Annotated in this window: 9 protein-coding genes; 4 read left to right on the plus strand and 5 right to left on the minus strand. The window is 59.6% G+C overall.

Annotated features, from left to right (window positions below):
* Nucleotides 1-79: 79 nt before the first annotated feature.
* Both FCH38_RS05385 and FCH38_RS05390 read left to right on the plus strand, forming a co-directional pair.
* Nucleotides 80-3,817 carry an ATP-binding protein gene (locus FCH38_RS05385; protein ID WP_174373068.1) on the plus strand — a complete coding sequence of 1,246 codons (3,738 nt, stop codon included), beginning with the start codon at nt 80-82 and terminating at the stop codon, nt 3,815-3,817.
* A gap of 81 nt (nt 3,818-3,898) precedes the next feature.
* Nucleotides 3,899-5,557: an ABC transporter permease gene (locus tag FCH38_RS05390; protein ID WP_210267100.1), complete on the plus strand. Its 1,659-nt coding sequence runs from the start codon at nt 3,899-3,901 to the stop codon at nt 5,555-5,557.
* Between the two features lie 312 nt (nt 5,558-5,869).
* Here FCH38_RS05390 and FCH38_RS05395 read toward each other — a convergent pair whose 3' ends face one another.
* From FCH38_RS05395 to FCH38_RS05415, 5 genes are all read right to left on the minus strand, one after another.
* On the minus strand, nt 5,870-6,682 hold the full coding sequence (locus tag FCH38_RS05395) for an ABC transporter permease (protein ID WP_046800630.1): 813 nt from the start codon (nt 6,680-6,682) through the stop codon (nt 5,870-5,872).
* 4 nt (nt 6,683-6,686) lie between these two features.
* Nucleotides 6,687-7,595 carry an ABC transporter permease subunit gene (locus FCH38_RS05400; RefSeq protein ID WP_174373069.1) on the minus strand — a complete coding sequence of 303 codons (909 nt, stop codon included), beginning with the start codon at nt 7,593-7,595 and terminating at the stop codon, nt 6,687-6,689.
* An 11-nt stretch (nt 7,596-7,606) separates the two neighbouring features.
* Nucleotides 7,607-8,764, minus strand: a complete 1,158-nt coding sequence (locus FCH38_RS05405) for an ABC transporter ATP-binding protein (RefSeq protein ID WP_174373070.1) — start codon at nt 8,762-8,764, stop codon at nt 7,607-7,609.
* A 173-nt stretch (nt 8,765-8,937) separates the two neighbouring features.
* Entirely contained in the window at nt 8,938-10,035 is a 1,098-nt protein-coding gene (locus FCH38_RS05410; RefSeq protein WP_174373071.1) for a polyamine ABC transporter substrate-binding protein, read from the minus strand.
* 151 nt (nt 10,036-10,186) lie between these two features.
* On the minus strand, nt 10,187-11,602 hold the full coding sequence (locus FCH38_RS05415) for a helix-turn-helix domain-containing protein (protein ID WP_174373072.1): 1,416 nt from the start codon (nt 11,600-11,602) through the stop codon (nt 10,187-10,189).
* A gap of 254 nt (nt 11,603-11,856) precedes the next feature.
* Here FCH38_RS05415 and aceA point away from each other — a divergent pair, with 254 nt between their 5' ends.
* Together aceA and FCH38_RS05425 are read left to right on the plus strand one after the other, a co-directional pair.
* Nucleotides 11,857-13,146 (plus strand): isocitrate lyase, encoded by a 1,290-nt coding sequence (gene aceA / locus FCH38_RS05420; RefSeq protein WP_174373073.1) that lies wholly within the window; start codon nt 11,857-11,859, stop codon nt 13,144-13,146.
* An 84-nt stretch (nt 13,147-13,230) separates the two neighbouring features.
* Nucleotides 13,231-13,488: a hypothetical protein gene (locus FCH38_RS05425; protein WP_003515151.1), complete on the plus strand. Its 258-nt coding sequence runs from the start codon at nt 13,231-13,233 to the stop codon at nt 13,486-13,488.
* The last annotated feature ends 5 nt before the right edge of the window (nt 13,489-13,493 follow it).

The following is a 13,493-nucleotide window of genomic DNA, read 5'->3' on the forward strand; positions in this document are numbered from 1 at the left end:
CCATAGCGGGTTTACCTTTCAGCTTCATGAGGAGGCTGAAAAGCCCGCAAGGTCCGGTAGTGCCAGAATAGGTTTCGACATGCCCGCCGTCCAGTATCCCTTTATCGATATAGCAGTGCATGAACGGGTGCGTGAAGGTTTCGGGCGCGGCGAGGCGATGGCTTTGTTCTCGCTCGACCTTCAGAGCGCCCTTTGGGCCAACGGCCGGGGTGCGGCGTTGTTCGGCACGCCGATGGTCTACGATTTTCTGGAACAGGGCCCGAAGCGGCAGGATGTGACCTTCCGGCAGCTGGCGGCGACGGCGGCGCGGCTTTCCCAGGCGGGCGACAGCCTGCCGTTTACCATTCGCATCAATGCCGGTTTCCGCAGCATTGCCGTGACCGCCAGGGCGGAAATCATTGAAGCAGAACCGGGCCAGCCCGCAATACTGTTTTCCGCCCTTACCGACCAGGCCGCGCCGGACACCACGGAATGCGCCCGACGCATGATCGAAGGTTTTGACGACCCCGATATTCATATGGCGGTTCTGAATGGCGACAACGAGATCGTTGCTGCTTCGCCGCGCTTCCCGTCTCTCGGCATTACGCCGCACACGGCAAGGACGCTGGTGCGCATGGCCGCCGGCCAGTCCGGTCATCTCGTCAAGCGCCCCGTGCCGACCGGCAAGGGTTATCTGCCGGCGGCGACCGGCCAGATCACGACGTCGCCCGAACTCAACCTGATGTTCGTGGTCGAGACCGCGCTTGGCACACTCGATCCTGTCAATGGCTTTGCTGAAGACAAGCCGCAGGAAACCCCGGCTGCCGTTCAGCCCGATTTGCCAGTCGCGGAGGCCGCACCTGTTGTCGCCGCCGCGGCCTCCTTTGATTCCGTGCTTGATGCCGTTGCCGGTATCGAGGATGTGGAGGACGTGCCGGAACTGCCCGCCGATGGCGAAGACGAGATTGTGGCGGAACAGGAACTGGACGCCCTTCCCTTGCCGGCAGAAGAACAGGCCGAGGCCCCACTGGATATCCCTGTCGAAGATGCCGATGCCGCCGCGCAGGAGGCGATGACCGACGATATTGCCGATCTCTTCGAACTCGATGCGGATGAGGCAGAGGCGCCGGCAATCGACCGTGCCACCGGTCACGACCATGCTGAAGAGGTATCGGAAGAAGCTGAAAGCATGCCAGCCGAAGAGATCACCGAAACCGTGACGGCGCAGGCCGCTGTGCCGGCGGAAGAGGATATTCCGGCGGAAACGGACGCAGCAGAAGAAGCACCGGCTTTTGTCTTTAATGCCGGTGCGCGCGCATCCCGTTTCGTCTGGAAAATCGATGCCGAGGGGCGCTTCAGCTCGATTTCGCATGAATTCGCAGAAGCTGTCGGCGCAAAGGCGGCGGCTGTCGAAGGCATGGGCTTTGCCGATGTGGCCGCACTTTTCAACCTTGATCCGGATGGCAAGATTCGCGAACTTCTTAGCCGTCGCGACACATGGTCGGGCAAGACGATCTATTGGCCGGTGGAAGGCACCTCCCTGATGGTGCCGATCGACCTCGCCGCCCTGCCCACCTATACCCGCTCGCGTGAATTCGACGGTTTCCGGGGTTTCGGCATCGTGCGGCTTGCCGACGCCGCGCAAGATCCGCATGCCACCGGCCTTACCTTCCTGAACGCGGAAGACGTTTTTCAGACCGAAGCTTCGCCGCAGTTGGATGCCGAGGATGAAAGCCGCGAATTGCTGGCTTTTATCGATGAGGATGACGAGGCCGAAGACGAGGCCCCGGCGGTGGAAGCTGACGAAACGACGGGCGAGGCTTTGGCCGAAGACCAGCGTCACGATTACAGCCCGCCGGAATTCGAAGCACCCGTGCCGACGACCGCTCCAGCACCCGAGCCGTCCTATTCCGACAAGGTCGTTCATCTGGAGGACCGCCGTTCGCGCTCACGCGAGGGTTTGACCGCAGGCGAACAGGCTGCCTTCCGGGAAATCGGCCGGACGCTTGCACCCATCGATATCCTGGCCGACGAGAACCGCAAAGCGGACGAAGAGGCTCGTTCCGCCGAGTCGGTTCCGCAGGATAGTCGCGAAGATATCGCGCCGGAAATGCCGGTGGACAAAACGCAGAACGTTCAAGAACCTGCCAAGGCGACGGAAATAGTGGAGGAGGACGACCTCTTCGCCGATTATGTTCGTGGTGAGCGGCCGGCTGCTGCCCCCACACCGACAAATGAAATCGATACCGGCGAGAAGGAAGACACCGCAACGGACTTGCAGCCGACGGCCGATATTGCTGCTGCGATGATTAGCCCTCCCCCTCGCCCCGCCGGTGTCCTGACGGCCGAGACATTGGATCAAATGCCGGTGGCGCTTCTTGTCCATGCCGGCGACAGGCTGATCCACGCCAATCCGGATTTCCTGCGGCTGACGGGCTACACCTCGCTTGAGGAACTCCAGGATGTGGGCGGGCTGGAAGCGCTGCTGCAGCGGCAGGAACTGGACGAGATGCCTGACAATGAGGGCGGCATGGTCGTGGTCAGTGCCGAAAACGACATCATTCCGGTCAAGGCGCGGTTACAGTCCATCCGCTGGGAAGAAACCAAGGCACTGATGCTGTCGCTGATTCCGCTGGAAGAAAAACAGACGCCTGTTGCAGCAGCCAACGAAAATACGGCAGCAACAGCGGGTGCAGAAGCCGGCAGCGTTTCCGTGCTGCAGGGTGAAGTCGAGGAACTGCATTCCATTTTGGAAACCGCCACCGACGGCGTGGTGTTATTGGGAGACAGCGGCGAAATCCGCTCGCTCAACCGTTCCGCCAGCGCGCTGTTCAACTATGACAATGGCGAAATCGCCGGCAAGCCCTTCGTCACCCTGTTTGCGCATGAGAGCCAGCGCGCCGTGCTGGATTATCTCTCCGGCCTTGCCAATAACGGTGTGGCCAGCGTGTTGAATGATGGCCGCGAGGTGATCGGCCGCGAAGCATCCGGCGGTTTCCTGCCACTGTTCATGACCATCGGGCGGCTTAAATCCTCGCATGGCTATTGCGCCGTCATCCGCGACATCACCCAGTGGAAGCGCACGGAGGAAGAACTTCGCAACGCCAAGCGGGCAGCGGAAACCGCCAATGCCCACAAGACCGATTTCCTGGCGCGCGTCAGCCATGAAATCCGCACACCGCTCAACGCCATTATCGGCTTTGCCGACATGATGGCGACCGAGCGGTTCGGGCCGATCGGTCATCCGCGTTATGCGGAATACTCCAATGATATCGGCCGTTCCGGCCGGCACGTGCTCGACATCGTCAATGATCTGCTCGACATTTCCAAGATCGAGGCCGGGCAGATGGATGTGGATTTCATCGCCGTGCCGTTGAACGAGACAGTGGCCGAAGCGGTCTCGCTGGTGCAGCCGCAGGCCAACAATCAGCGTGTCATCATCCGCACCGCACTGTCGCAATCAGTGCCACAGATCGTTGCCGACCTGCGCTCGATCAAGCAGATCGTGCTGAACATCCTGTCCAACGCCATCCGCTTCACGCCGTCGGGCGGCCAGATCGTCGTTTCCACCGCCTATGAGGCGAATGGCAGCGTGGCGCTGCGCATTCGCGACACCGGCATCGGCATGACGCGGGCGGAGCTGGAACAGGCCATGAAGCCATTCCGGCAGGTGGCCTCATCCAGCAAGCGCGTGCGCGGCGACGGCACCGGGCTTGGCCTGCCACTGACCAAGGCGATGGTGGATGCCAACCGGGCAAATTTCTCCATCACCTCGACGCCGAATGAAGGCACGCTGGTGGAAATCACCTTTCCTTCGCAACGGGTTCTTGCCAACTGAGGTCATGCGGGCGTAGCAATGCGAAAGCCACCGGCGTCATGATCGCCGATCACGGCTTTCGCAAGACAGGCCCGCATACCCATGACGGTTTCCCTTCCAGCCACAAAACGCGTTTCGATACTGCCTGTCGCGGCGGTCATCGTCGCGGCCATTGCCGCCATGCCGATTCTGGCGATCTTCTGGCTGGCGCTCACCGGCAGTACCGATGGATGGCAACATCTTCTCGCCAACGTTCTGCCGCGTGCGGGGTTTCGCACGTTCATGTTGCTGGGGATGACGGCCGCAACGACGGCGTTTTCCGGCATTGGCTGCGCCTGGCTCGTCACGACATTCGAATTTCCGCTGCGGCGTCTGTTGTCTGCGGCACTTGTACTGCCGCTGGCCATTCCCTCCTATCTGGCCGCCTATGCTTTCGGCGAATTCCTCGATTTCACCGGCCCGGTTCAGAGCGCAATTCGCGCCGCCTTCGACTATCACAGCATCCGCGATTATTGGTTTCCCGACATACGCTCGCTTGGCGGCGCGGTGATCGTCCTGAGTTCGGTGCTTTACCCGTATGTCTATCTCTCGGCTCGCACCGCTTTTTCCATGCAGGGCCGGTTTGCGGCGGAAGCGGCCCGCACGCTTGGCGCAAAGCCGCTCAGCGTGTTCTTTTCCGTACAATTGCCGATGGCGCGGCCAGCGATTGCCATCGGGCTTTCGCTAGTCTTGATGGAGACGCTGAACGATATCGGTGCAGTCGAATATCTCGGTGTCCAGACGCTGACCTTCACCATTTACGAGACCTGGCTCAATCGCGGCAATCTTGCCAATGCGACGCAGATCGCCGCCGTCATCCTCATCATCGTTGGCGCGCTGATCTTCATCGAACGCAATGCGCGTGAGAAACAGCGTTTCGGTGCGCCGAAAGCGACGAGCATGGCGCAGCGCCATCGGCTGAAGATGTTGACCGGCTGGCGGCGCTGGTGTGCGAGCCTGTTCTGCTTCCTGCCCGTGGCAAGCGGATTTTTCATTCCCGTCATCGTGCTTGGCGGTTATGCCGCTAAGCGGCTGGATGCGCTGTTTGCACCGAAACTTCTGAAAGCGCTGGGCCACAGTCTCGAGGTCTCGCTCGCCGCCGCCTTCGTTACCCTGATCGTGGCTTTCATCTTTTCCTACGCCATTCGAACCGAGCGCTCGCGCACATCGAAGGTCGCCGCCCGCCTTGGCTCCATGGGATATGGCGTGCCGGGAACGGTGCTTGCCATCGGCGTGCTTATTCCGCTCGCCAGCCTCGACAATGGGGTCGACGGGTTCATTCGGTCGCATTTCGGGTTTTCAAGTGGATTGCTGCTTTCCGGCACAGCCTTCGCCATCATCTATGCTCATAGCGTGCGTTTCATGACCATGGCGGAAGGCACGCTCGATGCCGGTTTCCAGAAGCTCTCGCCGCATATCGACATGGCCTCGCGGACGCTTGGGCGCAATCGTTTGCAAACGCTGTTCAAGGTATTGTTGCCGAACATGCGGCCGGCGGCGCTGACTGCTTTTCTGCTCGTGCTGATCGAATCCATGAAGGAACTGCCGGCGACCATCCTGCTCAGGCCTTTCGGTTTCAACACGCTCGCCACGCTGGTCTATGAGGATGCATCCCGCTCCAGGGTGCAGGATGCCGCCGTGCCGGCGATCATCATCATCATTGCCGGGCTTATTCCCGTGCTTCTCGTCTCGAAATCGATGGATCATCCGGAAAACAGCTGAGCCGCGCCCGGTATCTCGGCAAAAAGAAAGGCGGCCTTTCGGCCGCCTGTATTAGTTGTGCTTTTTTTAACGAGAGAAAGGGGGACAACCTCGCCATATGGAAATTATCAATCCCGGCCGTCAGAAATTTGACAACCCTGCGTTAGGTTTACTTTCCGCCAACTCCTATTAACAAGCGGTTAAAACCAAAATCGAGCAATCACCGACGATAATTCCTATTTTGAGACCGTAGAGTCCCAAAACTAAATTACAGGTTTCTAATTTTGTTGCGATTTCAACAGTAACGTGAGGAAATCGTAGCGAGCCTGATAATCAGTTGCGGGCGGCGGCGTGTTCGTCCCGCATCCTCTGCAGTTCGGTGCGTTTGGACGTGATGGAGGTGACAATGACGCCGATCGTCACGAGGCCGATGAGGATCGTGCAGATGGCATTGATTTCCGGCGTCACGCCGAGGCGTACCTGCGAGTAAATCTTGATCGGCAGCGTGGTCGCACCGGGGCCGGTGGCAAAGCTGGCGATCACCAGATCGTCCAGTGAGAGCGTGAAGGCCAGCATCCAGCCAGCGATGACCGCGGGGAAAATCAACGGCAGGGTGATGCGGAAGAAGGTTTTCACCGGCGGGCAGCCGAGATCGAGCGCTGCTTCCTCGAGGCTGCGGTCGAAGGTCAGCAGGCGCGACTGCACGACGATTGCCACATAACACATGGTGAAGGTGGTGTGGGCGATGACCACCGTCCAGAAACCGCGATCCACCCCGACGGCGACGAACAGCAGCAGCAGCGACAGGCCGGTGATGACTTCAGGCATGACGAGCGGCGCATAGATCATGCCGGAAAACAGCACACGTCCCGGAAACCGCGCAAAGCGGGTGAGCGACAGCGCCGCCAGCGTTCCGAGGATGGTGCCGATGGTGGCGCTTAATATACCGACGCGCAGCGTCACCCAGGCCGCATCCATCAGCCCCTGGTTCGACCACATGGACCTGTACCATTGCAGCGAAAAGCCGCCCCAGACGGTGACGAGCTTGGAGGCATTGAAGGAATAAACGATCAGGATGATGATCGGGATATAGAGAAAGGCAAAACCGAGCGTCAGGACGGTGATGTCGAATTTTCCGCGCTTCATGGCCTCATCCCACCTTCTTCTGCTGGTTCTGGAAGATGGCGATGGGCACCACCAGCAACAGCAGCAGCAGCACGGCCACGGCGGATGCCAATGGCCAGTCGCGATTACCGAAGAATTCCGTCCACAGCGTCTTGCCGATCATCAGCGTCTGCGCGCCGCCGAGCAGATCGGGGATAACGAATTCGCCAGTGATTGGGATGAAGCAGATCATCGCCCCGGCTACCACACCCGGAAGCGACAGCGGGAAAGTGATCTTCCAGAAGGCCTTCCATGGCGGGCAGCCGAGATCGGCCGCCGCTTCCAGAAGCGTGTTGTCGAGTTTCTCCAGCGCCGAATAAAGCGGCAGCACCATGAAGGGTAGATAGGAATAAACGATGCCGATGAAGATCGCCGTCTCGGTGCGGAAAATGTTTACCTGTTGGTCCGGCCCCAGAAAACCTAGCCATTGGAACAGCACCGTCAGCAGTCCCTCGGGCTTCAGAATGCCGATCCAGGCATAAACGCGGATCAGGAACGAGGTCCAGAACGGCAGGATCACCAGCATCACCAGTGTCGGCCGCACGGCTGAAGGCGCGCGCGCCATGGCCAGCGCCATGGGATAACCGATCAGCAAAAGCAGGCAGGTGGAGATGAAGGCGATGCGCAGCGACGACAGATAGGCGTCGATGTAAAGCGGGTCTTCCGTCAGGAACAGGTAATTCTCGAAATCCAGCTGCGAGAAGAACGTGCCGAGCTTCGAAAATCCTTCGAAGACCGGCGTATAGGGCGGCATGGATATGGCCGTATCCGACAGCGATATCTTGAAGATGATGAAAAACGGCGCTGCGAAGAACAGCAGCAGCCAGAAATAGGGAACCGCAACGACCAGCCAGCGCCAGGGGCTTTGCCGGTTTTCGGGAGTGGTGATCGCCATGAAAGCCTCCCTCAGCGTGTCAGGACAAGACCTGAATCCGGTTTCCAGTTCAGCCACACCATATCGCCGAAGGTGATCGGGCGATCGACGAGACGCGAGACGTTGGCCTGCGCGGCGCGGATGACACGGCCATCGGCAAGCTTGACGATGAACACCGAGAAATCACCGAGATAGCCGATATCCCAGACCTCGCCATAGGCGGAATTAACGGCAATGTCGGCGGGCTGGTCGAGCGAGATGCGGACCTTTTCCGGGCGGATGGCGTAAGCCACCTGACTGCCGGTCGCAGCGGCGCATTCCTGCTCCACCGTTACCTTCAACCCGTCGCAATCGAGCGTCACCAGACCCGGCTTGCCGATGTCTGAGGCGTTGGCGACGACATTGGCGTCGAAAATATTGATGTCGCCGATGAAGTCAGCGACATAGCGCGTGTTCGGCGCCTCGTAAATCTCGGCCGGCGTCGCCACCTGCACGACGTTGCCCTTGTCCATGACCGCAATGCGATCCGATACCGTCATCGCCTCTTCCTGATCGTGCGTGACGATGAGGAAGGTGAGGCCGAGATTGGTCTGGATGTCCATCAGCTCGAATTGGGTTTCCTCGCGCAGCTTCTTGTCGAGCGCGCCGAGGGGTTCGTCCAGCAGAAGCACCTTCGGGCGCTTGGCGAGCGACCGGGCAAGCGCCACGCGCTGTCTCTGGCCGCCAGAAAGCTGGCTCGGCTTGCGTTTGGCGAATTCCGTCAGCTTGACGAGCCGCAGCATTTCCTCGACGCGGGAAAATATTTCCGCCTTCGGCAGGCCGTCCTGCTCCAGCCCGAAGGCGATGTTCTTTTCCACCGACATATGCGGGAAAAGCGCATAGGACTGGAACATCATATTCGTCGGGCGCTTATAGGGCGGCACGCCGGAAATATCCTTGCCCTGCAGCAGGATACGGCCCTCGGTCGGTTCCTCGAAACCGGCCAGCATCCGCATCAGCGTGGTCTTGCCGCAGCCGGAGGGACCGAGCAGCGAAAAGAACTCGCGCTCGTAAATATCAAGCGTCAGATTGTTGACGGCGACGAAATCGCCGAAACGCTTGGTGACGTTTTCAAAGCGGATGAAGGGCACCGCATCGGGATTGTCCCACGGGCTGAATTTACGTTTGACCGGCCCCAGAGTTTTCGCCATGCACCCTACCCTCAAATCCCGTTGGTCTTGTCGATTTGATCATCGGACCGAAAACCGCATCTATTTTCGGTCGGATGCTTGGGGCGGGCAGCACCGGCAGGTAACGTGACCTGCCGGCAAAAGCATCAGAGAAACAGGCCCGCCGGCCGTTCCTCAACCAGCGGGCTGCAGTGTCAGCTGCCAGTCTTTATCTGCGTCCAGACGCGGTTCAAAACACGCTGTTCCTTCGGTCCGTAAGGCGAGATGGTGAAGAGCTTCTTCATCGTTTCGGCATCGGGATAAACAGCGGGGTTCTTGGAAACCGACTCGTCCATCAGCGCCTGCGAGGCGAGGTTGCCATTGGCGTATTGAACATAGTTCGACGCCTTGGCGATGACTTCCGGCCGCATCAGAAAGTTGATGAAGGCATGCGCTTCCTCGACATTCTTGGCATCCGCCGGGATGGCAAGGTTGTCGAACCACATATAGGTGCCTTCCTTCGGGATGATGTAGTTCACCTCAACGCCGTTCTTGGCTTCTTCCGCGCGGCTTTTCGCCTGCAGGATGTCGCCAGACCAGCCGATGGTGATGCAGCTATCGCCATTCGCCAGCTCATCGATATAGGCGGAGGAATTAAACGTCTTCACAGAGGGACGGATCTTCTTGTAGACCTCGCCGCCGGCTTCCAGATCGGCCGTTTCCTTGCTGTCCGGATTCTTGCCGAGATAGTTCATGGCAATCGCGAAGGTCTCGTCCGACGCATCGAGAATATTGATGCCGCAGGATTTCAGCTTTTCGGCATTTTCCGGCTTGAAGAGAATATCCCAGCTATCGACGGGAACATCGCCGAGAGCGGCCTTCACCTTGGCGACGTTATAACCGATGCCTGTGGTGCCCCACATGTAGTTGACGGCATATTCGTTGCCGGGGTCGTATTTCGCCAGGCGCTCGGAGACTTCAGGCCACATATTCTTCAGATTCGGCAACTTGGACTTGTCGAGCTTCTGGAACACGCCGGCATTGATCTGGCGGGCGAGGAAGGGGCCGGTCGGCACCACGACGTCGTAACCGGAGCTGCCGGCCAGAAGCTTGGTTTCCACGAGCTCGTTGCTATCGAACACGTCATAAACGACCTTGATGCCGGTTTCCTTGGTGAAATCGGCAAGAACCGATTCGTCGATATAATCCGACCAGTTATAGACGTGAACAACCTTCTCCTGGGCCATTGCCGAGCCTGCTGCGACGAGCGCGGAGGTAAGAGCCAAAGTCAGGCGGAGCGAACGCTTTTTCATGATGTCTCCTGTTAACGCATCCTCACGACGGAAGCGTGATCCCCTTTTTTAGCGAGACTAGAAAGGAAAACAAAAGGGAGCAAGCGGGAAATGTGCAGCACAGCATTTTCAACCAAATGTGTTCCGGCCGGGAAAAAGCGAATGGAAACACCTACTGGAAGTCGAAAACGCTGAGACCGGTTACCATTTCATCCAGACCGAGCGGCCGTGTCAGCGGCGCTTCGGCGCGCGACAGACAGCCCTGTCTTTCACACAGCCGGCACGAAGGGCCGACGGCGACGGGCGGCGCGCCCGAAGCGGCGGGGCCATAGACCGTCTCTCCCGCCTGAGAGAGCTCGCAGCCGACAAGCACAGCAGTGCGCCTCACCCTTTCACCAAAACCCGCCTGCGGGCCTTCCAGCGTGCGCGAAACGGTGAGGAAGGCATCACCATCAGGCATTTCCACCGCTTCCACCAGCACTTGCCCCGGCTGGGCGAAAGCCGCATGGATATTGAGCCGCGGACAGAGGCCGCCGAACCGCGCCCTCGGAAAACCGCCGGCACCCGCAAGGCGGAACCGGTTGCCGGCATTGTCGATCTCCATCAGGAAAAACGGGATTGCCGCGGCTGTCGGCCGTTGCAGGCTGACGAGCCGGCTAGCGGCCTGTTCGAACGACACATTGAAGCGCGACCGCAAAACATCGAGGTCATATTTTGCGCGCTGGGCGGCGGCAAGGAATGCACCATAGGGCATCATCAAGGCATGGGCGGCATATCGTGCCAGTTCGAAACGGGCGATGCGCCGCGCCTCCTCGCCTTTCAGGCTCAGCGCTTCCAGCTCGACGCCGATCTCCTCGCGAAGCGCCAGAAGACAGGTCTCCATCGCCATTTCCCGCAGCTGGTCCGGTTGCGACAGGCGCTCAGATAAAAACAGCCGCATCGAATGGCGGTCGTAACGCCGCCGCAGATTGGGCATGGCGTGCACCGGCAGGGTTCTGACCACGATGCCGTGGTTTTTCTGCAGCCATGCGCGCAGACCGGAGGCGAGGTCGTCGCCTGACGACAATTGTTTATGGAGGTCTTCCGCCGCTGCATCGATGGTATGGAAATAGGCCGGTCGGTTTTCAAAGACATGCCGCACCTCGTCGATCGGCAGGCGGGTGGAGGAGAGCGCCGTCTCATGCCCCTCCCGCGCCAGAAGATCCGACAGGTCGGAAAGGCGCTGCGCCTGCTCCCGGTAGGCCCTGTAGAGCTTGAGGACGCCGCTCGCCGCATTGGGCGCGGCATCGGCAACCTCGATCAGTTCCTGCGGCGACGGCACCTCGCCCGAAAGCAGCGGATCGGCAAAAACCTCGCGCAATTGCCCGGCGGAACCGGCGCTCTCTCCCTGCAGGTCATCAAGATCGACCTTGTAGACCGAGGCAAGCTTCAGCAGCAGCTGCACGGTGAGCGGCCGCTGGTTGCGCTCGATGAGATTGAGATAGGAGGGCGAGATCGCCAGCGCCTCGGCCATGGCGGTTTGCGTCAGCCCCAGACCGTTGCGAATGCGGCGCACGCGCGGCCCGGCAAAAATCTTGTTCTCCGACATAGCTCGCCTCTCCATCCCCGTGACTCATACAAGACTGTTACAAATTCATTGCCGTTATGATTTTTACAAAATTTACAATTTTACAGCACCAACCTGTCATGCACTCTACAGGATAACCTCTTTCAAGTCACTGTTTTTATGTTTCTTCTGGCGCTTAAATCTTCAAAAATGTAAATGTAGTCACATCGAACGGCGCTTCACGATGTTGATGACAGGCCGCTTCCGAAACTACACTTGTCATGGGAGAGAGAAGTATGACGGATTTTTACAAACTTGTTCCGGGTGCACCACAGGGGCGTTTTGACGGCATCGAGCGTACCTACACCGCCGCCGACGTGGAGCGGCTGCGCGGCTCCGTCGAAATCCGTCATTCGCTGGCAGAGATGGGCGCAAACCGGCTGTGGAAGCTGATCAACGAGGAGAGTTTCGTCAATGCGCTCGGCGCGCTTTCCGGCAACCAGGCCATGCAGATGGTTCGCGCCGGACTGAAGGCGATCTATCTTTCCGGCTGGCAGGTTGCAGCCGATGCCAATACGGCGTCGGCCATGTATCCGGACCAGTCGCTTTATCCAGCCAATGCCGCGCCGGAGCTTGCCAAGCGCATCAACCGCACTTTGCAGCGCGCCGACCAGATCGAGACGGCGGAAGGCAAGGGCCTTTCGGTCGATACCTGGTTCGCGCCCATCGTCGCTGATGCCGAGGCCGGTTTCGGCGGCCCGCTCAACGCTTTCGAGATCATGAAGGCCTTTATCGAAGCGGGTGCGGCCGGTGTTCACTATGAGGACCAGCTGGCATCGGAAAAGAAATGCGGCCATCTCGGCGGCAAGGTTCTGATCCCGACGGCGGCGCATATCCGCAACCTGACGGCAGCGCGGCTTGCGGCTGACGTCATGGGTGTACCGACGCTGGTTATCGCCCGCACGGATGCGGAAGCCGCCAAGCTTCTGACCTCCGATATCGACGAGCGCGACCAGCCTTTCGTGGATTACGATGCCGGTCGCACCGTCGAAGGCTTCTATCAGGTGAAGAACGGTCTTGAACCCTGCATCGCCCGCGCGGTGGCCTATGCGCCCTATTGCGATCTGATCTGGTGCGAAACATCAAAGCCGGATCTCGAACAGGCGCGCAGGTTTGCAGAAGGCGTGCACAAGGCGCATCCCGGCAAGAAGCTGGCTTACAATTGCTCGCCGTCGTTCAACTGGAAAAAGAACCTCGATGACGCGACGATTGCCAAGTTCCAGCGGGAATTGGGCGCGATGGGCTACAAGTTCCAGTTCATCACCCTTGCCGGTTTCCACCAGCTGAATTTCGGCATGTTCGAACTGGCCCGGGGTTACAAGGACCGGCAGATGGCGGCCTATTCCGAGCTTCAGGAAGCGGAATTCGCGGCCGAGGTGAACGGTTACACCGCCACCAAACATCAGCGCGAAGTCGGCACCGGCTATTTCGACGCCGTGTCCGTGGCGATCTCTGGCGGCATGTCCTCGACCACCGCCATGAAGGAATCCACCGAGCACGACCAGTTCCGCCCGGCGGCGGAATAAAGCTCCCTAAACGCCCTTCCCGTCGCCGGGAAGGGCTTGCAAATCGCATCAAGAACCCCAACCAATAATGAGAGGAGAAATGCCATGAATGCCCATAACCCCATCAAGACCCACGTCAAGGAACGCGCCGAGGAGCAGTCATCCGCCATGACGCAGGATCAGCAGGTCGCCATCCGCATGCTGGCCAATGATCTGCATCGCCTCAATCAGGCCGTCATGAAAGCCGTCGAGGCCGGCGTTTCCGTCGAGCTGGTCCGCTCTGCCCGCCACCATGGCGGCGGCGGCAACTGGGGCGATCTGCTGATCCCGGTCATCGTCGCGCAGGGAAGTGCCGCAGCCTGAAATGC

Source organism: Agrobacterium tumefaciens, from assembly GCF_013337285.1.
GTDB lineage: Bacteria > Pseudomonadota > Alphaproteobacteria > Rhizobiales > Rhizobiaceae > Agrobacterium > Agrobacterium burrii.